The sequence below is a fragment of the Bradyrhizobium sp. UBA2491 genome (genome assembly GCF_002341725.1).
GTDB lineage: Bacteria > Pseudomonadota > Alphaproteobacteria > Rhizobiales > Xanthobacteraceae > Bradyrhizobium.
This window is the reverse complement of sequence record NZ_DDOP01000015.1, coordinates 1-23,719: the sequence shown is the minus strand read 5'-3', so window position 1 is coordinate 23,719 and position 23,719 is coordinate 1. Positions and strand designations below refer to the sequence as shown.

General features: G+C 65.7%; 24 protein-coding genes. 17 read left to right on the top strand and 7 right to left on the bottom strand.

All coding sequences use genetic code 11. The features are described from left to right. Nucleotides 1–2: 2 nt before the first annotated feature. Together B2W55_RS03925 and B2W55_RS03920 are read right to left on the bottom strand one after the other, a co-directional pair. Nucleotides 3–773 carry an SDR family NAD(P)-dependent oxidoreductase gene (locus B2W55_RS03925; protein WP_029879116.1) on the bottom strand — a complete coding sequence of 257 codons (771 nt, stop codon included), beginning with the start codon at nucleotides 771–773 and terminating at the stop codon, nucleotides 3–5. A gap of 13 nt (nucleotides 774–786) precedes the next feature. Next, nucleotides 787–1,536, bottom strand: a complete 750-nt coding sequence (locus B2W55_RS03920) for an SDR family NAD(P)-dependent oxidoreductase (protein WP_024581307.1) — start codon at nucleotides 1,534–1,536, stop codon at nucleotides 787–789. Between the two features lie 103 nt (nucleotides 1,537–1,639). On the opposite strand from B2W55_RS03920, the gene B2W55_RS03915 reads away from it, so the two are divergent. From B2W55_RS03915 to B2W55_RS03895, 5 genes are all read left to right on the top strand, one after another. Further along, on the top strand, nucleotides 1,640–2,545 hold the full coding sequence (locus B2W55_RS03915; RefSeq protein WP_024581308.1) for an AraC family transcriptional regulator: 906 nt from the start codon (nucleotides 1,640–1,642) through the stop codon (nucleotides 2,543–2,545). Nucleotides 2,546–2,741: 196 nt separating this feature from the next. After that, nucleotides 2,742–4,421: a phospholipase C gene (locus B2W55_RS03910; protein ID WP_024581309.1), complete on the top strand. Its 1,680-nt coding sequence runs from the start codon at nucleotides 2,742–2,744 to the stop codon at nucleotides 4,419–4,421. A gap of 24 nt (nucleotides 4,422–4,445) precedes the next feature. Further along, nucleotides 4,446–5,777: a cytochrome-c peroxidase gene (locus B2W55_RS03905; RefSeq protein WP_024581310.1), complete on the top strand. Its 1,332-nt coding sequence runs from the start codon at nucleotides 4,446–4,448 to the stop codon at nucleotides 5,775–5,777. A 72-nt stretch (nucleotides 5,778–5,849) separates the two neighbouring features. Continuing rightward, nucleotides 5,850–6,635 (top strand): aldo/keto reductase, encoded by a 786-nt coding sequence (locus B2W55_RS03900; RefSeq protein WP_024581311.1) that lies wholly within the window; start codon nucleotides 5,850–5,852, stop codon nucleotides 6,633–6,635. 182 nt (nucleotides 6,636–6,817) lie between these two features. Further along, nucleotides 6,818–7,723 carry a hypothetical protein gene (locus B2W55_RS03895; protein WP_024581312.1) on the top strand — a complete coding sequence of 302 codons (906 nt, stop codon included), beginning with the start codon at nucleotides 6,818–6,820 and terminating at the stop codon, nucleotides 7,721–7,723. A gap of 13 nt (nucleotides 7,724–7,736) precedes the next feature. Here the strand turns inward: B2W55_RS03895 and B2W55_RS03890 are convergent, their stop codons facing one another. After that, nucleotides 7,737–8,414, bottom strand: coding sequence for a DUF599 domain-containing protein (locus B2W55_RS03890; protein WP_024581313.1), 678 nt, complete (start codon nucleotides 8,412–8,414; stop codon nucleotides 7,737–7,739). 119 nt (nucleotides 8,415–8,533) lie between these two features. Here B2W55_RS03890 and B2W55_RS03885 point away from each other — a divergent pair, with 119 nt between their 5' ends. The 5 genes from B2W55_RS03885 (at nucleotide 8,534) to B2W55_RS03865 (ending at nucleotide 11,743) form a co-directional block, all read left to right on the top strand. Then, nucleotides 8,534–9,187, top strand: a complete 654-nt coding sequence (locus tag B2W55_RS03885) for a glutathione S-transferase family protein (RefSeq protein ID WP_024581314.1) — start codon at nucleotides 8,534–8,536, stop codon at nucleotides 9,185–9,187. Nucleotides 9,188–9,303: 116 nt separating this feature from the next. Continuing rightward, a complete protein-coding gene (locus B2W55_RS03880) occupies nucleotides 9,304–9,672 on the top strand; it encodes a YidB family protein (RefSeq protein ID WP_024581315.1) in 369 nt (122 codons plus the stop codon). Nucleotides 9,673–9,888: 216 nt separating this feature from the next. Beyond that, complete coding sequence (locus B2W55_RS03875) at nucleotides 9,889–10,092, top strand: hypothetical protein (RefSeq protein WP_100555266.1); 204 nt, start codon at nucleotides 9,889–9,891, stop codon at nucleotides 10,090–10,092. A 153-nt stretch (nucleotides 10,093–10,245) separates the two neighbouring features. Continuing rightward, nucleotides 10,246–11,175, top strand: coding sequence for a hypothetical protein (locus tag B2W55_RS03870; RefSeq protein ID WP_024581317.1), 930 nt, complete (start codon nucleotides 10,246–10,248; stop codon nucleotides 11,173–11,175). 127 nt (nucleotides 11,176–11,302) lie between these two features. Continuing rightward, complete coding sequence (locus B2W55_RS03865) at nucleotides 11,303–11,743, top strand: DUF1489 family protein (RefSeq protein ID WP_024581318.1); 441 nt, start codon at nucleotides 11,303–11,305, stop codon at nucleotides 11,741–11,743. 43 nt (nucleotides 11,744–11,786) lie between these two features. Here B2W55_RS03865 and B2W55_RS03860 read toward each other — a convergent pair whose 3' ends face one another. After that, the gene (locus B2W55_RS03860) at nucleotides 11,787–12,533 is read right to left on the bottom strand and encodes a hypothetical protein (protein ID WP_024581319.1); all 747 of its coding nucleotides are present in this window, start codon (nucleotides 12,531–12,533) and stop codon (nucleotides 11,787–11,789) included. A 69-nt stretch (nucleotides 12,534–12,602) separates the two neighbouring features. Continuing rightward, nucleotides 12,603–13,454, bottom strand: a complete 852-nt coding sequence (gene panC / locus B2W55_RS03855; RefSeq protein ID WP_024581320.1) for a pantoate--beta-alanine ligase — start codon at nucleotides 13,452–13,454, stop codon at nucleotides 12,603–12,605. Between the two features lie 307 nt (nucleotides 13,455–13,761). On the opposite strand from panC, the gene B2W55_RS03850 reads away from it, so the two are divergent. From B2W55_RS03850 to B2W55_RS03840, 3 genes are all read left to right on the top strand, one after another. Further along, nucleotides 13,762–14,679: a division plane positioning ATPase MipZ gene (locus tag B2W55_RS03850; protein WP_024581321.1), complete on the top strand. Its 918-nt coding sequence runs from the start codon at nucleotides 13,762–13,764 to the stop codon at nucleotides 14,677–14,679. A gap of 214 nt (nucleotides 14,680–14,893) precedes the next feature. Further along, nucleotides 14,894–16,138, top strand: a complete 1,245-nt coding sequence (locus B2W55_RS03845) for a helix-turn-helix domain-containing protein (protein ID WP_080891036.1) — start codon at nucleotides 14,894–14,896, stop codon at nucleotides 16,136–16,138. A 95-nt stretch (nucleotides 16,139–16,233) separates the two neighbouring features. Further along, nucleotides 16,234–18,222 carry a serine hydrolase gene (locus tag B2W55_RS03840; RefSeq protein WP_024581323.1) on the top strand — a complete coding sequence of 663 codons (1,989 nt, stop codon included), beginning with the start codon at nucleotides 16,234–16,236 and terminating at the stop codon, nucleotides 18,220–18,222. A 57-nt stretch (nucleotides 18,223–18,279) separates the two neighbouring features. Here the strand turns inward: B2W55_RS03840 and B2W55_RS03835 are convergent, their stop codons facing one another. Beyond that, complete coding sequence (locus B2W55_RS03835) at nucleotides 18,280–19,365, bottom strand: alcohol dehydrogenase catalytic domain-containing protein (protein ID WP_024581324.1); 1,086 nt, start codon at nucleotides 19,363–19,365, stop codon at nucleotides 18,280–18,282. 105 nt (nucleotides 19,366–19,470) lie between these two features. Here B2W55_RS03835 and B2W55_RS03830 point away from each other — a divergent pair, with 105 nt between their 5' ends. The 3 genes from B2W55_RS03830 to B2W55_RS03820 all read left to right on the top strand — a co-directional run bounded on the left by B2W55_RS03830 (nucleotide 19,471) and on the right by B2W55_RS03820 (nucleotide 22,352). Further along, a complete protein-coding gene (locus tag B2W55_RS03830; RefSeq protein WP_024581325.1) occupies nucleotides 19,471–20,247 on the top strand; it encodes a helix-turn-helix transcriptional regulator in 777 nt (258 codons plus the stop codon). 322 nt (nucleotides 20,248–20,569) lie between these two features. Beyond that, the gene (locus B2W55_RS03825; protein ID WP_024581326.1) at nucleotides 20,570–21,514 is read left to right on the top strand and encodes an alpha/beta hydrolase family protein; all 945 of its coding nucleotides are present in this window, start codon (nucleotides 20,570–20,572) and stop codon (nucleotides 21,512–21,514) included. A gap of 97 nt (nucleotides 21,515–21,611) precedes the next feature. After that, on the top strand, nucleotides 21,612–22,352 hold the full coding sequence (locus B2W55_RS03820) for a hypothetical protein (protein WP_024581327.1): 741 nt from the start codon (nucleotides 21,612–21,614) through the stop codon (nucleotides 22,350–22,352). 10 nt (nucleotides 22,353–22,362) lie between these two features. On the opposite strand, the gene B2W55_RS03815 is transcribed toward B2W55_RS03820, so the two are convergent. Continuing rightward, nucleotides 22,363–22,770 carry a DUF302 domain-containing protein gene (locus B2W55_RS03815; protein ID WP_024581328.1) on the bottom strand — a complete coding sequence of 136 codons (408 nt, stop codon included), beginning with the start codon at nucleotides 22,768–22,770 and terminating at the stop codon, nucleotides 22,363–22,365. Between the two features lie 144 nt (nucleotides 22,771–22,914). On the opposite strand from B2W55_RS03815, the gene B2W55_RS03810 reads away from it, so the two are divergent. Further along, on the top strand, nucleotides 22,915–23,634 hold the full coding sequence (locus tag B2W55_RS03810; RefSeq protein WP_024581329.1) for a DnaJ domain-containing protein: 720 nt from the start codon (nucleotides 22,915–22,917) through the stop codon (nucleotides 23,632–23,634). The last annotated feature ends 85 nt before the right edge of the window (nucleotides 23,635–23,719 follow it).

Sequence of the window (23,719 nt, the reverse complement as noted above, 5' to 3'; positions counted from 1 at the left end):
GACTACCAGGGCAGCGCCCCGAGCGTCGCGTGGGTGAAGGTGCCCGTCGGCCCATCGGGGCCGAGCAGGGCGACCCGCACCGCCTCGCGGGCGCCTTCCTCGACGGTCTCCGTGCCGGCATAATTGTTCAGGTTGGTCCTGGTGAAGCCGGGCGAGACGGCATTGACCTTGATCGCGGTCCCTTCCAGCTCGATCGCCATCGCGAGCGTAATCGCATTCAGCGCGGTCTTGGATGCGGGGTAGACCGGGCCGAAGATCGGCCGATGCGGATTGGCAGGGTCGGCGTTGCGCGTCAGCGAGCCGGCGCCGCTCGACACATTGACGATGCGTGCCGCCGGTGCCTTGCGTAGCAGCGGCAGCATCGCTTGGTAGACCGCGAGCACGCCGAACACATTGGTCTCCCACACCGCGCGCATCTCATCGAGCGCCACGTTGCTCGGACGGGTGGTCGCCGCATAGTCCGCGACGGACTGGTCCGGCCGCTTTCGCGTGTTCGAGATCGCCGCGTTCTGGACCAGCACATCGAGCTGGCCGAATTCCTCCCCGATGCGCGCCGCGGCCGCGGCGATCGAGGCCTGATCGGTGACATCGAGTTGCAGCGCATGCGCGCCAGGGCCGATCTCGTCGGCCGCAGCCTTGCCGCGTGCGAAATCGCGCGAGCCGACCAGCACGATGAGGCGGTGTCCAACGAGATCCTTTGCGATCTGGCGGCCGATGCCCTGGTTGGCCCCGGTGACCAGGGCGATGCGCTTGTCGTCGATCTTGTCCAGCATGGTAACCTCCATCCTAGTTTCGGCCTTCCGCGGCCCACATCACGGCGTCGGCGCCGGCGGGGATCCGCATCGGGCTCGACGGATCGGTCACCGCGCGCCACACCGCTTCGGCGACGTCCCGCGCGTGCGTGATCGGCCCCGGCTCGGTCAAGCGTGCGAAGGTGCTCTTGACGAGTTCGGCATAGGCGTCGTGGTCGAGGCCCTGCATGCGGGTGCGCGCGGTGTCGCCGAAGCGGGTCTCCGGCGAGCGTCCCGGCAGCACCAGGCGCGCGCGCACGCCGAACGGCGCGAGCTCGATCGCCATCGACTCGGTGAACGCATTCACCGCCGCCTTGGTCGCGGTGTAGGATGCGATCAGGGGGATCGACTTCAATGTCACGCTCGAGGTGACATTGACGACGACGCCGGCCCGGCGCTGCCTGAACTGCGGCAGCACCGCCTGCGTCAGCGCCATCGTGCCGAACATGTTGGTCTCGAACAGCTCGCGGATCGTCGTCATCGGCGTGGCCTCGAACGGCGAAGCCGCGCCGAAGCCCGCATTGTTGACCAGGGCGTCGATCGCCCCCGCCGCCGCGATAGCGCGTTGGATGCTTCCGGGATCGGTGACGTCGAGTGCGAGCAGCCGCAGATGTTCGGAGCGCGGCAGCGCGTCCTCGCGCGGCGTGCGCATCGTTGCGATGACCTTCCAGTCGCGATCGAGAAAGTATTTCGCGGTTTCCAGTCCGAAGCCGGACGAGCATCCGGTGATCAAGATGGTTTTCATGAGGAGCCTTGAAGGGAAGTGATTTGACTGACACAGACGATAAGTGTCCGTTGCCGGACGCTCTATATTTGAAGGTCCAGAAGTCGTTTGCAGGAGTCCGGATATGGTCGTCGACCCGCTCGCGGAGGTGGTCGCGCTGCTGCAACCCGGGGCGCGGTTCTCTAAGGCCGTCGTCGGCGCGGGCGCCTGGCATATCCGCCGCTCCGATGCCGGTCAGCCGTTCTATTGCGTGGTGCTCGAGGGTGGATGCCGCCTCGTGGTCGACGTCCACGAGGCGATCGAGCTGCGCTCGGGCGACTTCATCCTGGTCCCCGCGGCGCATGGCGTCGCGATGTCGAGCCTCGCGCCGCCATCGGTGCTCGCCGAGACAGTGCCTGTTGCGCTGACGAATGGCGAGTTCAGGATCGGCAATCAGGATGGTCCGACCGATCTGCGAATGCTGATCGGCCATTGCAGCTTCGCCTCGCCGGACGCCGCCCTGCTGGTGTCGCTGCTTCCCCAACTGGTGCATGTGCGCGGTGAGCCGCGGCTCGCGACCCTCGTGCAGTTCGTCCGCGACGAATTCCGCGAGCAGCGTCCGGCGCGCGAGGTGATCCTCGCCCGCCTGCTCGAGGTTCTCCTGATCGAGGCGTTGCGTTCGGCCGCCGGCACCGCGGCGTCGCCCGGCTTGGTGCGCGGGCTCGCCGACGAACGGCTCGCCGTCGCGATCCGGCGGATGCATGAGAGCCCGGCGCGGGCCTGGACGGTGGCGCAACTGGCGAAGGAGGCGGCGCTGTCGCGCTCGGCATTCTTCGACCGGTTCAACCGCGCGGTCGGCGTTGCGCCGATGGAATATCTGCTGGCATGGCGCATGGCGATGGCCAAGAACATGCTGCGCGGAAGCGACGGCGGCGTCGCCGAAATCGCGCAGCGCGTCGGCTATGGCTCTGCCAGCGCGTTCAGCGTCGCCTTCACCCGCCACGTCGGACTGTCACCGACCCAGTATGCGCGCGAACAGATGGAGCAGTGATGCGCGCATTGCGTCACCGATCGGCGGCTTGATCCATCATTCGTTCGCGAGTGATGACGCGTGAAGCGATCGCGCGATGACGATCAATCGCGATCATGCACTGATCGCACAAAACCGACACAGCCCTGTCACCAGCGATGGATAATCTGTCGCATGTCGACGTCATAAATCTGCAAAATAAAAAATGGGGCAACAGGTGAAGGTGAAATTCCTTTCAACGGTCGGATTTTGTGTGATCGCTGCGGCGATCGCGAGCAGCGCTCCGGCGCCGGCTCAAGACGATAACGGTCATGATCGTCATCCGCATGACATTCAAACTGCAACACCGATCAAGCATCTCGTTGTGATCTTCAACGAGAACCGCTCTTTCGATCATTACTTCGCGACCTATCCGAACGCGGCCAACCCGACCGGCTCGATTCCCTTCGTGCCGAAGCCGCATACGCCGAAGGTGAACAACCTCGCCAACGCCAACCTGTTGGTCAACAACCCGAACACCAATCCGGCCAACGGGACCGGAGCGACCAATCCGTTCCGCCTCGACCGCACCCAGGCCAACACCAAGTCGCAGAACCACGCCTATACGCCCGAGCAGCAGGCCTACGACAACGGCAAGGCCGACCTGTTTCCGAAATACACCGGACGCGGCACCTCAGGTGGCGTCGGTGCCTTCGGCACCAACGGTCAGGTGATGGGCTATTTCGACGGCAACACCGTCACCGCGTTCTGGAATTACGCGCAGAACTTCGCCATGAGCGACAACAACTATACCGACACCTACGGTCCGTCGACGCCGGGCGCGATCGAGGTGATCTCCGGACAAACCAATGGCGTGCAGAACATCGTCGGCACGTCGTCGTCGGTCCCCGACGGCCAGGGCGGCCTGACGCTGATCGGCGACACCGATCCCGCCTACGACCTCTGCTCGAGCAAGACCAGCACGATGTTGTTGACGGGCAAGAACATCGGCGACCTGCTCAACGCTGAACACATCAGCTGGGGCAGCTTCATGGGCGGCTTCAACATCACGCTCCGGAATACCAATGGCACGGTGGGCTGCGCGCGCAGCACCTTCTCCAGCACTGTCGGCGGCACCATCGTGGACTACATCCCGCACCACGCCTGGTTCCAGTACTACAAGTCGACCGCCAATCCGTATCATCTGCGGCCGAGCTCGACCAATGCGATCGGTCACACCTATGCCGCCGACGGCAAGACGGTCGATCCGGCCAACCACGGCTACGATCTCGAGGATTTCTACGCCGCGGTGAAGGCCGGCAATTTCCCGGCCGTCTCCTACATCAAGATGCCGGCCTATCAGGATGGTCATCCCGGCAACTCCGATCCGCTCGACGAGCAGGTCGGCAACGTCGAGCTGATCAACTTCCTCCAGCAGCAGCCGGAGTGGGGGGAGACCGCCGTCATCGTGACCTATGACGACTCGGACGGCTGGTACGACCACGCCTATGCCGTGCCGACCAGCGCCTCGTATGATCCGACCGCCGATCAGGTCAACGGTCCCGGCCAGTGCGGCCTCGGCGTCGGCAAGCAGACGCAGCCGAAGGGCCTCAACGGCCAGCCGGTGAATGGTCGCTGCGGTCCCGGGACGCGCACTCCGTTCCTGCTGATCTCGCCCTACGCCAAGCAGAACTTCGTCAGCCACACCCGGATCTCGCAGGCCTCCGTCGTGCGCTTCGTCGAAGACAATTGGCTGCGCGGCCAGCGTCTGGGCGGCGGCTCGTTCGACGACGGCGTCGAATCGATCATGGACATGTTCGACTTCGATCACGGCGACGATCGGCAGAACAAGCTGTTCCTCGATCCGACCGCGGGTACGGTCATCGTCAGCCCGTCTGACGATCACCACAACCACTAACGCCCTGGGATCACAGGACGTCAGATGAACCGCCGCATTTCGTGGCTCCTCGGCGCCGGCCTGCTTTGCATGGCCGGCGCCGTTGCGGCAGTCGAGACGCAAGGGCTGGTGGGGAAGAACCCCAACCCGGTGCAACTCAGGCGCCCGCCGGTCGCGCCGCTTTCCGCGATGGCGCAACTCGGCCAGAAGATCTTCTACGATGCTTCGCTGTCCTCGTCGGGCGCGTTGTCATGCGCGTCCTGTCACAGCCCGGACCACGCCTATGGTGCGCCGGATGATGCCGCGGTGATGCATGGCGGGCCCGCGCTGTCCCGGCAGGGGACGCGCGCCGTGCCATCGCTGACCTATCACGAACGTCTCCCGAATTTCAGCATCGGCCCGGAGAAGGACGAGGACGACAACGTCGTCGACCTCGCGCAGATGGCCGCGCTCGGCCAGCAGGCCACGCGCGCCAAGAAGGTCGCGACCGAGACGTCCGCCGCGGCGGTCAACATCGTGCCGCAGGGCGGCCTGTTCTGGGACGGCCGCGCCGATACGCTACAGGACCAGGCGATCTTTCCGCTGCTCGACCCCAATGAGATGGATGGCGGCAGCATGGAGGTGGTGGCCGACAAGCTGAAGCAGGCGGACTATGCCCCGCGCTTTGCCGAACTGTTCGGTGCTCACATCTTCGATAACCGGCGGTTGCTGGTCGCGGAGGCGATGTTCGCCGTCGCGCGCTATCAGGTGGAGGAGCCGAGCTTCCATCCCTATACCAGCAAGTTCGACTACTGGCTCGAGGGCAAGGCGCGGCTCAGCGAAGCCGAGTTGCGCGGCCTGCAATTGTTCAACGATCCCGACAAGGCCAATTGCGGCGGCTGCCATACGTCGGCGCCGACCCGCGATGGCTTGCCGCCACTGTTCACCGATCATCAGTTCGAGGCGCTCGGGGCGCCGCGCAACGCCACGCTCACCAGCAACCGCGATCCCAATTATTTCGATCTCGGGGTCTGCGGCCCGTACCGCACCGACATCGCCGAGCAGACGCAATATTGCGGCATGTTTCTGACGCCGACCTTGCGCAACACCGCAACGCGCCGCGTGTTCTTCCACAACGGCGTGTTCCGCAGCCTGGAGCAGGTGCTGGATTTCTATAACTTCCGCGATACCAATCCGGAGAAGGTGTATCCGCGCGGGGCCGACGGAACGGTGCGAAAATACGACGATCTGCCGGAAAAATATCACGCCAATGTCGACGTCAGCGATCCGCCCTTCGAGCGCCATCTGGGCGACACGCCCGCGATGACGGCGCAGGATGAAGCCGACATCATCGCCTTCCTGAAGACGTTGACCGACGGTTACCAGCCGGAGCCGTGAGCCGCCGCGGCCATCCACCGCGGAACCGATACGTGAGTTGGCAGGTCAGCGTCATGCGCGCATAATGGGCGCATGAATCTCGTCGAAGGCAACGGTGCCAAAATCCCCGCGATCGGGCTCGGCACGTGGGAGCTGCGCGGCCGGACCTGCGCCCGCATCGTCGAGCAGGCGCTGCGGCTCGGATACCGCCACATCGACACCGCGCAGATCTACGACAATGAGCGCGAGGTCGGCGAGGGATTGCGCGCCTCCGGCATCAAGCGCGACGATGTGTTTCTGACCACCAAGGTCTGGACCACGCATTTCAAGCCGAAAGATCTCGAACGTTCCGCCAAGGAGAGCCTGGCGCGGCTGCGCATGACCGAGGTCGATCTGTTGCTGCTGCATTGGCCCAATCCGCAGGTGCCGCTCTCCGACACGCTCGGCGCGCTGGCGCGGGTCAGGCAGGCCGGGTTGGCGCGGCATATCGGCGTCTCGAATTTCAACGCGGCGCTGCTCGCGGAGGCGGTGGCAGCATGCCCGGAGCCGCTTGCCTGCGACCAGGTCGAATATCACCCCTATCTCGACCAGGCCGGTGTGGTGGAGGCCTGCGCAGGCCACGGCATGGCGTTCGTTGCCTACAGCCCGATCGCGAAAGGGCGGATCAAGAACGACCGGGCACTGGCGCGGATCGGTGACCGCTATCGCAAGACCGCTGCCCAGGTCTGCCTGCGTTGGCTGGTGCAGCAGAATGTGTCCGCGATCCCGCGCACCTCGAAGCTGGAGCGGCTTCAGGAGAACCTCGACGTCTTCGGTTTCGAGCTGTCGGATGAGGACATGCACGAGATTTCGGCGATGTCCGGCGCCGTCTCACGATGATAGCCGACGGGGAATTGGGTCTTCATTCGAGCATGATCCTTAGGAAAAGGCCGGGCGCGGGGCGCAGATCATGCTATTGCCCGCTGGCCGATTACGGTTCTGGACCGAATTGGGATTGAGGCAGGCAGGGCCCGGCCGGTATTGTCGCCGGCGGGGAGACGTCACTGATGTGATCGAGCGGGATGAAGTTTCGGCCTTATGCGGATATGATGGCGTCGGTGTTCGTACACCTGATGCTGCTCGCGCTGATTTTCCTCTATTCGGAAGTCCATCAGTTCGATCCCGTCGCCGCTGACACGGTGCCGGTCGAGATCGTGACACCGCAGGAGGTCGCCAAGACCGAGATCAAGCCCGAGCCCGATCCGGTGCCGAGCCCGTCGCCGACGCCCGAATTGCAATTGCCGTCGCTCGACAAGCCAGTCAATTCCGATAAGCCCGAACCGGCAGCACAGGCATCCGCGCCACAGCCGAGCCCGCCGCAGCCGGCGCAGAAGCAGGCCACGCCGCCGGCGCCCAAGGCCAGCCCGGCTCCACAGCATGCGGCGGCAGCGCCGCCACCGACGCCGGCAGTCCCGCCGATGCCGGCCTCGCCACCGCCGATGCCGCAGCAAGCGGCCGCGCCGCAGCAGCCTGCCTATGCGCAACCCGAACCGGACTTGTCCGTCAAATACAATGTCGTGCTTGGCTTGCCGCCGGACATCTCGGTGAAGCCTCCCGCCGACACGCCGTCCGGTCCTGGTCCCGGCAAGGACAATTTCGACGCGGCAGCGACCGAGCAGGCCGACATCGGCTCCAGCGTGGTCGCCGAATTTCGCCGCCATCTGAGGAGCTGCCTCAAGCTGCCGTCGACGGTGAGCACAGGCGACGACGTCAGGATCAAGATCAGGGTGTTCATGAAGCCCGACGGCAAGCTCGCCGCGCCGCCCCTGCTGATCGAGGCTACGGCGTCGGAGAAGGGGCCGCTGCTGCTGAAAGGCGCGACCGAGGCGCTGCAAGCCTGCCAGCCCTATGCGATGCTGCCCAGGGATCGCTACGGCGAATGGAAGGTGCTCGACCTCGACTTCACCCCGCGCGATTTCGCGGGGTAGGCGTAAACTCGCTTCAGCTTCCCATCGCCTGCCATGCGTTCGACGCGAACTGCCGACGCCAGATCACGATTACGACCGCGGCCGTCGTGACAAACAGCACCCACGGGCTGAGGAACCAGCCGAGATAGCCGAGCGCGAAGAAGAATGCGCGCTGGCCACGGTTGAAGTGGCGGCCCGCGGTCTCGAACAGCCGCGTGGTGCGGATCACATGGGCCTCGGCCTCCGGTGTATCGCGTTCCCCGGCCGGCGGCATCGCGCCGAACAGGATCGCGACATAGTTGAACAGGCGATACGCCCAGGCGAATTTGAAGAAGGTGTAGATGAAAATCAGGATCAGCCCGATGCACTTGATCTCCCATAGGGCGGGCGAGGGCGAGAGGTTGACCGGCAATGCGCCGAGCACTGCGAGCGCGTCATTGGTCGCACGCAACAGCGCCAGTGCGCCGCCGATCGCGATCAGGCTGGTGGAGGCAAAGAACGCGGTGCCGTTCTGCAACGACGCCATGATCTGCATGTCGACCATCCGCGCCTCGCGGTGGAGCAGGTTCCTTACCCAGATCTCGCGATAGACATGCATCCGCGCCGACAGGCTGTCGCGCCCATAGGCGGTGTGCTCCAGCGTGACGGCGTAGACCAGCCATTCCAGCGCGAAGAAGCCGACGGCCAGGATGTCGACCCAATAGCCGGTCATGATGCCTTCCTTCGTGAATGCGCGGCGCCCGGACCGCGCCGCGCTACATCCCGCATGTACAGGTTGAACGCGTGCAATGCACTATGGCAAACTGGTGCGGCAACAGGATTCCCCAAGACATGCTCAAGCTCGTCATCGGCAACAAGAACTATTCGTCATGGTCGATGCGGCCCTGGTTGGCGCTGCGCGCCAATGACATCCCGTTCGAGGAAGTCTTCATCCCGCTCTACACCGACCAGGCCGATAAGGACCGCATCCTCGGCTTCAGCCGGGCCGGCAAGGTGCCGACGCTGATCGACGGCGACGTCACGGTGTGGGACTCGCTCGCGATCATCGAGTATCTCGCGGAGAAATTTCCCGAGGCGAAGCTGTGGCCTTCGGACCGCGCCGCGCGCGCGCATGCCCGCGCGATCTCGGCCGAGATGCATTCCGGTTTCGTGCCGCTGCGCAGCGAGTGCGGCATGAACCTGCACCGCCCCGTCAGCGCTATCGCGTTGTCGGATGACGCGCGGGCCAATGTGGCGCGGATCCAGGAGATCTGGGCCGAGTGTTACGTGCGCTATGGCAGGCGGGGACCGTTCCTGTTCGGGGCATTCTCCGGAGCCGACGCGATGTACGCTCCCGTGGTGCATCGCTTCCGCACCTATGCGATCCCGGTGAAGCCCGAGGCCCAGCACTATGTCGATGCCATGATGGCGCTGCCGGCGTTCCAGGAATGGACCCGGGATGGTCTGGCCGAGACGCTGCGGATCGAGCGATTCGAGACCGTCTGAACGCTGTTGCGCTGCCGAATTGTGACAGCGGCGGCAAAGATCGCGGCTTGACGCCGCGGGGCCAAAGGCGTCGAATCCCGAGGACCGGTTTTGCAAGTCGTGAAAGGACTTAGACCATGGGCATACTCGATTCCCTGGAGAATTCGCCGGAGCTGAAAAGCATGCTTGGCCAACTCGGGGCGGCCGTGATCCCCGCGGTGCTCGGCGAGGTGATGGGCAATGGCGGGCAGGGCGGCTTGTCCGCGATCGTCGCCAAGCTCGAGCAGGCCGGGCTCGGCGATCAGGTCAAATCCTGGATCGGCACCGGCCAGAACCTGCCGATCACGGCCGAGCAGCTCCAGCAGGTGCTGGGCAGCGACACGGTCAAGCAACTCGCCGCCAGGTTCAACATTCCGGTCGACCAGCTGTCTCAGGTGCTGGCCCAGGCGCTTCCCGGTGCGGTCGACAGCGCGAGCCCGAACGGCAAGTTGCCGCATACCGCCTGAACCGGTGGAACCGGGTTCCAGGTGAACCCGGCGGGCAATTTCCGGCTGGCACGCAAATTGCTGCCTATCGCCCTGAAAAACCTGCAAAATCGCACCTTCGCCATGCCCCAATCTTGCTGGATTTGGGGCAGCGCGATGTGCTAGCTTGCCGCAGGGTTCTCAAAATGCCGGCCGGAGCTATCGGGACTGTCAGCCCAGCCAGCAATCTCTAAAAAAATGGAGAGGGCGTTGAAGCACAAGTACTCGATTGGCGAGATCGTCTATTTCACAGCCAGCAACGTGGCGCGCCCAGCCGCGAGCGGCACCTATCAGGTGATCCGCCTGCTGCCGACCGACGGCGATGACTGCCAGTACCGCATCAAGAGCTCGACCGAAGCTTTCGAACGCGTGGCCAAGGAGAGTCAGCTCGCGCTGTCCTGATCTGTTGTGCGCAAGCTGGTGGCTGGAGCGCGGTTCCGCGCCGCCGCCGTCAAAAGGCCCCGTTCGCAGACCCATTGTGCTGTAGGCCGGATACCGGGATGGCGGTGTTCGCCATTGCCGGTTGTGCTTACGTTGCGTTGAGGGACATCGCGCATGAATTGGGCTTCCTCGCTGGATGAGATCTGGCGCTCGCCGACCTTTCCGATGTGGCTGACGCTGGCCGCAGCGGGCTTTTTTGGAATCGTCGTCCTGGTGACGCTGCTGCGTGCGGAGAAGTCCGTGGCCAACGGCGCGCTGACCGTCATCACGCTGCTGTCCATCGCCGTTGCGGTCGCCGCCACGATCCGGGGCTTTGCGCCAGGCGGGCAGGCGGCAGCCCAAGCCGAGACGCGGACGGCGCAATTGACCGGCCAGACGGTGCCGGCACTGGCCTGCATCGACGACCTCGCCGGAGATGCCGTCCTCAATGCCTGCGAGAAGGTGCTGTTCGGCACATCTGACTCGGCCGCGGCGGCGGTCAGCTACGCGGCCGCGCAGATCTCGCGCCTGACGGCGTATGGCGACCTCGCAACCGCCGAGCGTACCACCACCACCGAATTGCAGTCGCTGCGCCGCGCCGTCGAGCATGACCGCTACGGGCTGATGGCCTACGCGCTGATGGCGCGCGACCGCTGCACGCCGACCGCGTGCCCGGCGTTCCGCGCGCTTGGCGACAACCATCAGATCATCGCCAACATGAACGAGCGCACCTACGAGAACCTGATCACGCGCTACGCGGCATCCTGGAGCGCGCCGACCGGAGCCGCGCCTTCGGCCGCCGGCCTGGTCGCGGCGTTGCCGCCGTCGATGCCCACGGGCAAGCCGACCAACGCGGAGTTTCCGAGCTCGGCGAACACGCCGCCGGTCAGCATCATGACGCCGGAACCGGCGAAGCCGGCTGCCGCTGCACCGCCGCCAGCGCGCGCTGCGGCAGCGCCTGCGCCCAAGCGGGCGCCGGTCGCCAAGCGCCCGGTCCAGATTGCACCTGCGCCTGCGGCGCCACCAGCGGCTGCGAGCGCACCGGCGGCCGCGAGCCAGGAGTAGCGTCAGGATCAGCGTTGCTGACGGCGGCCCGGGCCGCCGCCGCGCCGTTTCGCGGATAACTCCCGCTATCCACTGCCGCCTGGATCGCTCTCTTTCCAAAGCGCGCGCCGGCCGCTACATCCGCGGTATGCCGCTTCATCTCATCAAACTCGCCGTCGGTTGCGACTCGGTCAAGGAACTCAAGGGCTGGGTCGCCGAGCGCATGGCGACCGCGAAAAAAAAGGGCCTGCCGCTTCGTCATGTCCACATCACGCGGATGACGCCGAAGCGCGAGGAGGAGCTGCTTGCCGGCGGTTCGCTCTATTGGGTGATCCGTGGCGAGATCGCCGCGCGCGAGAAGATCATCGCGATCGAGCCGTTCCGCGACAAGGACGGCATCGGACGCTGCCGGCTGGTCATGCAGCCCAAGGTGATCGCGGTCTCGCCGCGCCCGATGCGGCCGTTCCAGGGCTGGCGCTACTTGACCGCGGATTCCGCGCCGGCAGACCTGACGAAGTCGAGCGCGGCCAGCGTGGCGTCGATGCCCGAGCCGATGCGACGCGAACTGCGCGACCTCGGATTGCTCTGAGCATGCGGATTGCTGCGAGCGATCGCGCGGCGGTTGCCGCGGATCACTGGGTGACGAGATGCAGCCGGGCCCATTCGGAGGCCGGGATCTCGACATAGCGGCCGCCGCCGGCATTGCGGAGCGCAGCATCGAGCAGTTCGTGATCGATCCCCATCTCGCCGAGATAGCGCCGGAACTGGTCGGTGAAGATCGAGGTGAGGCTGTCGCTTTGCTCGGCCGAGACGTTGGGGGCGAGCCGGTTGTGGATCGCCATGCCGCTCAGCACCACGTGGCTGCCGGGGGGCAGGGTGCGATGCACGCCGCCCGACAGCACCAGCACGCAGGCAAAGTCACAGGCGGTGCTGGACGGCTTCTCCTTGGCATCCAGCGGACCGCCGGGCCGCTTCAGCGCAAAGCATTCGTCCTCGGATTTGCCGTTGCAGGCCTCGACCTCGGTCACAGCGACCACGGCATCGACCCCGCGATCGCGCAGGATGCGGCCGAGGCTGGAGGCGACGTTGAGGTTGGATTGCCCCTTGATGTTGATCACGACCGGAAGCTTGCGTCCGTTCTGGCGGTCGAGGATCGCGAGCAGGCGCTTGTAGCTGTCCCACTGCACCGCGCCCTCGGCCGCGATCCAGTCCGAGCAACCCGGACCGCAGGCCTCGGCGGTGCCGTGAGCGACATAGAAGATCATGGCGCCGGGCGCCGAATTGACGCCGCCGACCGGTGGCCGGGTCTGCGCGTGCGCCACGCCCGCGGCCAACAGCGCGAAGCCGACAAGAATGCCTTGGCTGAAATACCTGCCCATTCCGATCGCCTCTGAAAAGGCGATCATCCACGCCTAGCGGCGGCGGCGCAAGTCCAGGCCGGCGACCGGTCAGACCGCGATGTTGTCGATCAGGCGGGTCTTGCCGAGCTTGGCCGCGACCAGCATCCGCATCGGGCCGTCCTTCAGCGAGCCGATCGGCGCCAGCGTGGCAGCATGGCGGACCTCGAGATAATCGAGCACGAAGCCGGCCTCGGTGATCGCGGCCGCGCCAGCCGCCATCACGGTCGCCGTGTCCTCGCCGGCGCGCAGCCGGGCGGCGGCTTCCTTCATGGTCCGGTTGAGGGTGGGGGCGATGCGCCGTTCTTCGGGCGACAGGTAGACGTTGCGCGAGGACATCGCGAGGCCATCACGCTCGCGCACCGTTTTCGATCCGATCACCTTGACACCGAGGTCGAGGTCGGCGGCCATCTGGGTTACGACCCGGAGCTGCTGAAAGTCCTTCTCGCCGAAGATCGCGGCGTCGGGCCGGACCTGCGTGAACAGCTTGCCGACCACGGTGGCGACACCGCCGAAGAAGTGCGGCCGGAAGCGATCCTCGAGGCCAGCGGTGGCCGGTCCCTCCGGCACGATCCTGGTGGCGAAGCCGTCGGGGTACATCGCTTTCACCTCGGGGTGCCAGATCAGGTCGACGCCCTCGGCCGCGAGCTTGGCGACGTCTTCCTTCCAGGTGCGTGGATAGGAGCCGAAGTCCTCGGTCGGGGCAAACTGCGTCGGATTGACGAAGATCGAGACCACGACGCGCTTGGCACGGCGCTTGGCAAGCCGCACCAGCGACACATGGCCGTCATGCAGGGCTCCCATGGTCGGGACCAGGGCGACAGTCGCCTTCTTGGCGCGCAGGGCGTCGATGGCGCGACGCAGGGCGGGGACGGTACGGACAACGGCGGGATTTCTCGGCATCTGGTCTCGACTCGCGGGGCGGGCTGGTGGGACGAAGCTGGTTGGGCGGTTGGCGTTCGGCAGGTCGCGGACCTTACCAAGACCGGGCCACGGTCGGCAAACCGCCGGATCGCGACAAGCCTTACCCGATCCCGCTCGCAGATGGATCGCGGCGTCGTGCCGCCGATCGACGCAGCGCCTTGTCCGGCAGCGTCTTGTCCGATCGATTCATCATTAAGGACGGCGGCGATTGATTTCCCGTCGCAGTGATGCATTTCACTTGACCGCAGCCGCGCTCGATTTGAAGATCATTGCCGGGGATTGGATCATGTTGGTGCAGGCTAGTCAGGGTCAGTCCGGCTCCGCGCATGTCGTTGTGCTGGGCAACGAGAAGGGCGGTTCGGGCAAATCGACCACCGCCGTGCATATCGCCGTCGCGCTGATGAAGGCCGGACAGCGCGTCGCCAGCATCGATCTCGATTGCCGGCAGCAGAGCTTCACCCGCTACATCAGCAATCGCCAGGCCTGGGCGCGGCGCACCGGGCTCGATCTCGAGCTGCCGGTGCACCACTGCATCAGATACGGCGAGACGATGCAGATCGAGGAGAACGAGAACGCCGAATTCCAGCAGTTCATGGAAGCGGTCAGCGCGGTGGAGCGCTCCTGCGATTTCATCGTGATCGATACCCCGGGCTCCGACAGCTACCTGATGCGGCTCGCGCATTCGATGGCCGACACGCTGGTGACCCCGATCAACGACAGCTTCCTCGATTTCGACGTGCTCGGCACCGTCGATGCCGCGACCTATGCGGTGACCGGCGAGAGCCACTATGCGGAGATGGTGCGCGACACCAGGCGCAAGCGCCGCCAGCTCGACGGCGCCTCGACCGACTGGATCGTGGTGCGCAACCGGCTGTCGATGCTCGGCTCGCGCAACAAGCAACTGGTCGCCGACGGCCTCAAGCAATTGTCGCTGCGGCTCGGGTTCCGTGCGGTCGACGGTTTTGCCGAGCGGGTGGTCTATCGCGAGTTCTTCCCGCGCGGGCTGACCGCGCTGGACGACATCGATGAGGCGACGCTCGGCACCCGCCCGAGCCTCGGCCACGTCACCGCGCGCGAGGAGGTGACGAGCCTGCTGCGCCAGCTCAAGCTGCCGCTCGACGAGCGCGGCCGCCGCCGGGCCGCGAACCGGGCCGAATGGTTCAGCCAGGTCGACAAGCCGCTCGAGGTCCACGACATCATCTGAAATGCGGCCGTGAATTCATGAGGTCCGCTTCCCGGGTCGCTCGCGCGGGAGGTGCGTGGCCGAAATGTCGAAAACAACCCCATGCAAAGCAGCCGGTGGTGGCCGGTATTCGACTGGCGACTTGACACGTCGGGCAACTCATCGGCATAATTCTAATATTCCGAAATCGCGTGAGCCCGCCGAAATATCCGCGAGTGGACCGCGTTGACTTTGTATGATCGCCTCGGTGGACCGGACCGGCGCTGATCGCGCCCTTGATGCGCCGAACGCTTCCCCTGTAAGCCTTACCGCCGAGGACACCCCAGGGAATGCGGATGGAGCTATTCCGATCGTGAGCAGCAGCGCGTTGACGGCGATCGAGCTGGGGTGTCGGGGCGCCGTCGTCGGCCTGTCGCTGCTGATCGCAGCCGTGCTGCTGCGCGACCGTCGTGACACGTCGGCGCGTCTTGGCGCCGCGCTGTTGGTTGCGGTGGCGGCCTCCGCGATCTCGGATACGCCGGGATTTCCTCGGCCATGGCCGTACTGGGCCCTGATCCTGCTGGCGTTGTCGAGCAGCGGGGCGGTCCTGTTCTGGCTCTGGGCGCGCGCGACGTTCGATGACGATTTCGAGCTCCGGCCCTGGCACGGCGCCGTGCTGGCCGCCGTCGTCGGCACGCAATTATTCGACGTCTGGCCGACGCGCGGCGACCGCAGGGGCGATCTCGATCAGACCATGGCATTTATCTATCTCGGCCTCGCTGTGCTGGCGGCGGCGCAGACGCTCGCGACATGGCGGGCGGACCTGATGGCGGGACGGCGGCGGTTACGGGTCCTCGTTCTGCTCGGAGCGGTGACCTGGAGCGTCGCGGTTTTCTTCCACAAGGTTTGGCTGACCGCGGTTGCCGGTTTCTCGGTCTGGAGCCTTGCCGGCCCGGTTGTGACGTGCCTGCTGCTTGGGCTCACCGCATGGAGCCGGTTTCGGGCGGCCGAAATGCAACAAGTCTCCGGCGCGCTGCCTGCCGCGGGTCGCATTCCGGGCAATATCAAGGACGCACCGCCTGCACGAGAGGACAAGCCGCTCGCGGTCGACCCGGAACTGCTGCGCCGGTTGCAGCAACTGATGACCGTGGAGCGCGCCTATCGGCGCGAGGGATTGACCATCGGCTCGCTGGCCGCCGAGCTCGGCGTTCAGGAGTATCGGCTGCGGCAATTGATCAACGAAGGCTTGGGGTACCGCAATTTCAATGCCTTCCTCAATCACTACCGCCTCGAGGATGCCAGCGCCGCCCTGGCCGATCCCGCGCAAAGGCAGGTGCCGGTGCTGACCATCGCGATGGATGCCGGCTTCCAGTCGATCGGCCCGTTCAACCGCGCCTTCAAGGCGGCCACCGACCTGACACCGACCGAATTCCGCAGCCTCGCGCTGGCCAAGCTGGCTCGCGATCCCGGCAAAACCGACCACGGCTCGGGAATCGGTTAGCCGGACTGAGGAATCGGCCAGTCGAATTCTGAACCCGGCAAGATCGCTTTGCGAATATCGACCAGAGTGCGGGCTGTAATCACGGAGTTATCGGGATGAAACGCCTCGCATCGATGGGAACGCTTCTCGCTGTGCTTTGCCTGGGGAGCCCGGCACGCGCCGATCAACTCCTGACATCAGCCGATGCAGCAAGTCTCGGATTTTCGGCGGCCGGCCTGGCGCGGATCGCGCCGTGGTATCAGGCGCGCTTCGATGCCTTCCCGCCGTCCGAGGGTCTGGTCCCCGGCGCCGTTGTTGCCATCGCCAAGGGCGGCCAGCTCGCCTATCTGCAAGCCATCGGGTTCCAGGACCGCGCCAAGACGGTCCCGATGAAGGTGAACTCGATCTTCTGGATCGCCTCGATGACCAAGCCGGTGACCAGCGTCGCGGCGATGATCCTGGTCGACGATGGCAAGCTCGAGCTCGACGCGCCCGTCGCGCGCTATCTTCCCGAAATCGGCAAGATGTCGGTCGTGACGTTCGACCCGGCGACCGTGCAGGCTGGGCTCGCTTTGCAAAAACGCCCGATGACGGTCCGGGACTTGTTGCGCCATACCTCCGGCGTGATCGCCCCGGAAATGGATTTTGCGCTTCCTGAACGCGGCCTCGCCGACCCGACCACCGAGTCCGCAATTCGCGCGATCCATATGGTCTACGGCTGGAGAGTCGTGTACCGGCGCGAGAAGACGCTGGCCGATTTCGTATCGAGCCTGGCCGAACTGCCGCTCGTCCATCAGCCCGGCGAAGTCCATGAATATGGCTGGAGCTCCGACGTGCTGGCCCGGGTGGTCGAGGTGGCGTCCGGTCAGCCACTCGACCAGTTCATGCAGGATCGAATCTTTGCGCCGTTACATATGGTCGATACCGGCTTCTTCGTCCCGAAGGACAAGCTCGACCGCCTGGTCGATTCTCCGATGCCGGAGCGACCGCCGATCTGGGATGTCACGACGCCCGCGAGGTTGTTTTCCGGTGCCGGCGGCCTGGTGTCGACTGCGCCCGACTATCTGCGCTTTTGCCAGATGCTTCTGAACGGCGGCGAGCTCGATGGCGTGCGGGTGCTCACTGCGCAGGCTGTGAAGCAGATGACGACCAATGCGCTGCCGGCGGATGTTCGCATCTTTGGCGGCGACGAGGTTGGCGCTCGCGCCGGCACGACCTTCGGCCTCGGTTTCGGCATCCGCACCAGCCCGATCGCGAGCTGGATTCCGGGAGCGCCCGGAAGCTTTGGCTGGGGAGGACACTGGGGCACGTATTTCTGGGTCGATCCGGCGGAGCAGTTGATCGGCGTCGAAATGATCCAGGCGACGCCCGGCAGCAAGGCGCGGGGCGCATTGGCGCCCTCGGGGATCAATCACCTGACCTATGGCGCGTTGGCGGTCGCCGCGCCGTCTGCCGACGCGCCGCCGGTGGTGCCTGCGACGCTGAGCGCGGAAACGCTCGCCGACTATGTCGGCACCTACGATTTCGGCGGCACGGTGAGTTCGCGTGACAGGCAGGGCATAGCCGACGGCAAGAACGGATGGCTTGGGATCGCGAGGTTCGTCGCTATGGAGCCGGACGGCCTGAAGATCAACAGGCCGGACCCCGGCAGTCCAGCAAGCAAGGCCGGGGTCGCTACCGGTGACCTCGTCACCGAACTTGACGGTGTGCCGCTGAAGGGTCTGGCGCTCGCCGATGTGCTGTCGCGGCTGCGCGGGCCGGCCAACACCACGGTCAAGATCAAGATCGTCCGCAGAGGACAGGACGGCGCGAGCGAACTCACCCTCGTGCGGGCCGCCCGCCGTGCAAATACCGTCCAGCTTCAGGTCCGCGTCGTCCAAGACAGGCTCGTCGCGGAAGCTGTGGGCGTGTGGCCGATCCTCGCATTCGAGAAGGGCAAGGCCGTGCCGCTGGTGGCGGCATCGAACGACGCATTCAGTGCGGCCGACGACGGTCACACCCGGATCGCGTTCGTCAGGGACCCGGCTGGCAAGGTGTCCGGACTGATCCTGGACCCCGGGCCTTGGGAGTTGAAAGCTGCGATGATTGCGGCGGGGCCGAAATAGCATTTCGGATCCGGCGCTCACCGATGCTTGACGCCGCTGGCCTGAACCGGACGGCCGCTATCGGTTCGGCGTCAGTACGGTCATCCGGAACGGTCCGCCATTGGCGGCGGCATGCGTGACCGCCGCGTTGGCTTGGTCGAGATTGAAGGTCGTGACCTCGAACTGATCGAGCCGCAGCAGTCCGGCACGCGCCAGATTGACGAGGCCGAAGGTCGCTTCCGGCGGATACATCCAGACGCCATGAATGCTGATGCATTCGCGCATGATCCAGGGGTAGGGCAGCTCGAGCCCCGGGCCGCCCTGCATGCCGACGCCGCCCATCAGCACCACCCGCCCGTAGGCCCGCACCGTCATGATCGCGGCGCGGACCGTGGTGGTGGAGACCTCCGGCGGCATCAGATCGAGCACGCAGTCGATTGGACCGGGCGCGGCCTGCCGCATCCGCTCGCGATCGTCGTCCTCGTTGCCGCTGAGCCTGACCGGGCGCACACGCGGCCCGAACCGCCGGACCAGATCGGCAAGCACGGTCTCGTTGCGGCCGGGTGCGATCACGCAGGCCGCGCCCATCGCCAGTGCAACGGCGACGCCGGCGCTGCCGAAATTGCCGGTGGCGCCGCTCACCAGCACGGTCTCGCCGGGCTGTAGCCGCGCCGCGAGCAGGCCGCCATACGGCACCAGGCAGGTGCCGAGCGCGCACCAGCGCGGCGCCTCGGCCGGATCGATAGTGCCGATCCGCTTGACGTTCTCGGTCGGCAGCAGCGTCTGTTCGGCGAACGAGCCGTGGCGGAAGTGGCGTTGCAGCCGCAGCCCGCCTTCGCCGCGTGCGCTCCAGCCTTGCAGCGTGATGTCCGGCGAGATCAAGTCGTCGCGCGAACGGAAGGTGGGATCGCAATAGACCCAATCGCCGGCGGCAAGGTGGGTGGCGTCGGGGCCGACCGCGCGCACCCGTCCGATCGCGCCGGGACCGGGAACGGCCGGCAGTTCGAGCAGATAGTTGCGCGCGCCACTGAACACCTCGTCGGCATAGGACAGCACACGGGTCGCGACCACGTCGACGATGACTTCGCCGGTGCCGATGACCGGCGCGGGGATCTCTTCGATCGCGAGTTGCGAACCGAACGACTTCAGGACTGCTGCTTTCATCTGATCTCATCCTTGGCTGAGATCAGATCATGCTGCGATCCATTGCAGCCAGGAAGACCTGGTATTATCCTAGGATTATCAAACCCACTCTCGAGGAGCCCGGCGATGGCGACCGCGCGGCAAAGCGAGCTCGGTGATTTCCTGCGCTCGCGGCGGCAGAAGCTGACGCCGAAGCCCGCAGGCGTTGCGGCCGGCCGGCGGCGGCGAACCCCGGGCCTGCGCCGCGAGGAGGTGGCCGAGCTCGCCGGGATCGGGGTCGACTGGTACATCCGGCTCGAGCAGGGGCGCTCAGTGAGTCCATCGGTCACGACGATCGACGCGCTGGCGCGGGCGCTGCGGCTCAGCAAGGCCGAGCACGCGCATCTGCGGGCGCTCGCCCGGAACGGCGACCGCCGGCCTTTCACGGCCGAGGTGGTGCCGGCGGCGATCCGCCGCGCGGTCGAGGGCCTGAACCAGCCGGCCTATGTCACGGGCCGGCGCTGGGACGTGCTGGCGTGGAACGCCGCCGCCGAGGAGATTTTCGCGTTCGGCCGGCTGCCCGGTGGCGAGCGCAACACCCTGGTCCACGTGCTGACCAACCCCGCGACCCGGCGGCTGTTCGGCGCCGGCTGGGCCAAGGAGGCGCAGCGCATGGTGGCGCAGTTCCGCCGGACCCACGATCTTTGGGCCGGCGACCCGGCCTTCCTCGACCTGCTGGCGCGGCTCCGCGCCGGCTGTCCCGAGTTCGAGGCCTGGTGGAATACCCATGACATCGGTACCAGCGTGGCCGGCCGGAAGACGCTCAACCACCCCAAACGGGGCCGGCTGAGCTTCGAACATGCCAGTTTCCAGGCCAATGACGATCCCGGCCTCAAGCTGATTATCTACACCGAGATCGCCTGAATCCGTGGTTTTCCGGTAATTTCGGCCACAGCGTCGCCAAAATGCCGGAACAAAGCTGCCGAAATCCGGTTTCCCCTCAACTTCGATCCAAGCGTCGAACGCGGCCCTTGGAATGCGCGTCGTAGGGTGTAGGAAGCACGAACCGTCGCGGTGGTTCGTGGAACATCTGCCCAAAGTATAGGTGCAGCGCACAACGTTATGGCGTCAAAGCCACAACATTTGGACTTCCTGTCACGGCGCTGTGACATATATTCTAAAAAAGGAGGCCGCAGAGTCTCCGGCCAAGAAAAGCCCTGAAGAAGGCGGGCACCTTGAGGACGTCATGAAGCGTGGAATTACCGTTCTGCTCTCGCTCTGTGTGGTGGTCACTGCGGCGTACTTCACCGCGAGCAAGTGGGCGATCCGTCATGAAACCATCATGTTCAAGGACCCGACGCGTGACGAGCGTCCGGTCGCGGTCGACGTTGCGGTGCGCTTCGACAAGGAGATGCAGGCCGACGCCGGCATGATCAAGCTCCCGGTTGCGATCCTCAATCATGGCAATACCGTCAAATTTACCGAATATTCCTTCCTCGCGAACGTGTTCGCGGCGCGCGGCTATCTGACCATCAGCATTCAGAACGACCTGCCGTCGGACGGGCCGATGGTGACCAAGGTCGGCGAGCTCTATGTCGGGCGCCTGCCGCAGTATCAGCGCGGCATCACCAACATCAAATTCGCCATCGAGGAGATGAAGAAGCGTCAGCCGAATGCGGACTACAGCAAGCTGACGATGGTTGGCCATTCCAATGGCGGCGACATCGCGATGTATTTCGCCAAGCAGTATCCCGACGAGATCAAAAAGGTCGTGACGCTGGACAATCTGCGCGTGCCGTTCATGACCGACGGCAAGTTCAAGATCCTCTCGTTCCGTTCGCATGATCAGCACTTCCAGCCCGATCCCGGCGTGGTGCCGGATGAGCAGGAGTGCGAGAAGGCCGGCATCACCGTTGTGAACACCAACTTCCAGCACAACGACATGCGCGATACCGGACCCGAGAAGGCCAAGGACTCGATCCAGGCCATGCTCGATAAATTCCTGGCCGACACCGACAGCGATGTCGCGCCGGTCGACACCAGGAATGCGCCGCCGAAGATCCTGGAGCCCGGTCCGGTCTCGCTCTACGTGCCGGTCGAGAAGCCCCCGCAGTCGTTCGCCGACAAGCTCAAGAAGTCGTTCTCGCTGACCAAGACCGAGACGAAGAAGGGTCCGTCGATCACGAATTGACCGGTTGCCCGGGATCTGTTCCGGGCAACGGCCGTCGTCACGTTGACCAATCCAATATCGCGGCCCACATAATGCTTGCTGCACGAGGCAAGCGCTGATGGCTGGCAAGACGATCAAACCGACATCCGGAAGCGATGTGCGCCGGACCGATGCGGCCGACGTGCCGACGTCGAGCGCGAACGATATCGCCGCCTTCGTGGCCAAGGCGCGGGGGATGTCGCCGCATCGCGCCGGCGCGCGCGGCAGGCTGGTGTTTGCGCTCGATGCGACGATGAGCCGGCAGCCGACATGGGACATGGCGTGCACGCTGCAAGCCGACATGTTCCGCGAAGCGGGCGCGCTCGGCAGCCTCGATATCCGCCTCGTCTACTACCGCGGCTTCAACGAGTGCCGTGCCACGGGCTGGATCTCCGACAGCGCGCAACTCGCGCGCCTGATGAGCAAGATCGACTGCCAGGGCGGCAATACCCAGATCGGCAAGGTGCTGTCGGAGACCCGCCGCGAGGCCGTTGCGTCCGGCGTGCGCGCGCTGGTGTTCGTCGGTGACGCGATGGAGGAGAACGCCGACGCGCTTTGCGCGAAGGCCGGAGAACTCGGCCTGCTCAAGGTGCCGGTATTCATGTTCCAGGAGGGCAGCGATGCAGCCGCCGAACAGACGTTTCGCGAGATCGCGCGGCTGACCGGCGGCGCATGGTGCAAGTTCGATCCCGGCGCGGCCGCGCAGCTCCGCGAGCTGTTGCGTGCCGCCGCGGCCTATGTTGCCGGCGGCCGCGAGGCGCTGCTGCAACTGGCCAAGACCACCGGCGGCGCGGCCAAGTTGATCGGCCAGATGAAATAGAGCGCCGCGGTCAGGCTGCGCCCGCCGTCACGGCGTTTGCGATTGCGCCGAGCAGTGCCGCCATGTTGGCCGCGACCTGGCGGGTCGCTTCCGCAACGCCGTGCCGTTCGGCGAGCCAGGCCGGATCGTTGTAGGAGAACCAGCACACGCCGGCCTCGTCCTGCCAGACCAGCGCCTTGAGCGGCAGATCGATCCCGATGGTTTGCGCCGCCTGCATCAATGGGGTGCCGCCCTTGGCATTGCCGAAGATGAAGAGCTCGGTGGGACGGAGAGCGAGGCCGGCGCCGGCGGCTCCCGCAGCGTGGTCGATCCGCGCAAACAGCGTCAGCCCGCGCGCTTGCAGTTCGGCTTTGAGCCGGTCGGCGGTTTGCGTCGGCCCGACATGGCTGCGCACGGTGATCAGTCCGTCAATCGCCATCGAATGTCCTCCAGCGCGGCCAATGCAGGCTGGTCGCGTGCAGGGTAGTCAATCGTCCGCGCCCGCGCCACGCGGCTGTGCTTCACGCTCCGGTGAGACGAAGCTTCGCATGCTTTTTGTCGCCGGGCCGCCTATATTCCGCGCATGCCAACCCTGATCGCCGGCGTCGTCGCTGTTGTCGTCCTCTATTCCGCGCTCCAGATGTTTCGCGCGGCCAATCCCGCCGTGCTTGCGCGTGCAATCAAGATCGTCGGCGGCGTGCTCGCGCTGGCCGTTGCCGCCTTCACCGGTGTGCGCGGCGAACTGGCGGTCGCAATTCCGCTGGGTATCTTCGGCGCCGGGCTGCTCGGCTGGTCGCCGTTCGGGACCACCGGTTTCCGCAATCTCGGCGGCATGTTCGGCGGTTCGCGCTCGCAGGGACAAAGCTCGCGGGTGCGCTCGCAATATCTCGATATGAGCCTCGACCATGCCAGCGGCGTGCTCACCGGCCAGATCGTGGCCGGACCGCAGGCCGGCCGCATGCTCGACGAGTTCGACCTCTCGCAGCTGCTGGCGATGGTCCCGAGCTTCGACGCCGAGAGCGTCGCGCTACTTGAAAGCTATCTGGACCGCCGCTTTCCCGCCTGGCGTCAGGACGCTCAGGGCGACCGGGCAGGGGGGCACGGCCGGGCGGCGGCGGGCGGCAAAATGACGAACGAGGAGGCCTATCAGATCCTTGGCCTGCAACCGGGCGCGTCGCGTGACGACATCAGCCGGGCTCACCGCACCTTGATGAAGAAACTCCATCCCGACCAGGGGGGCTCGACGTACCTTGCTGCCCGTGTCAACGAGGCCAAGGATACTCTGCTTCGCACGCATCTCTAACTCCGGCTACGCTACCAACGCCACAGCCGAGAGCCGCCTTCCGTGTCTGATTGATGCCCCGTCTCGCCCGCCGCTGTCCGGCGTG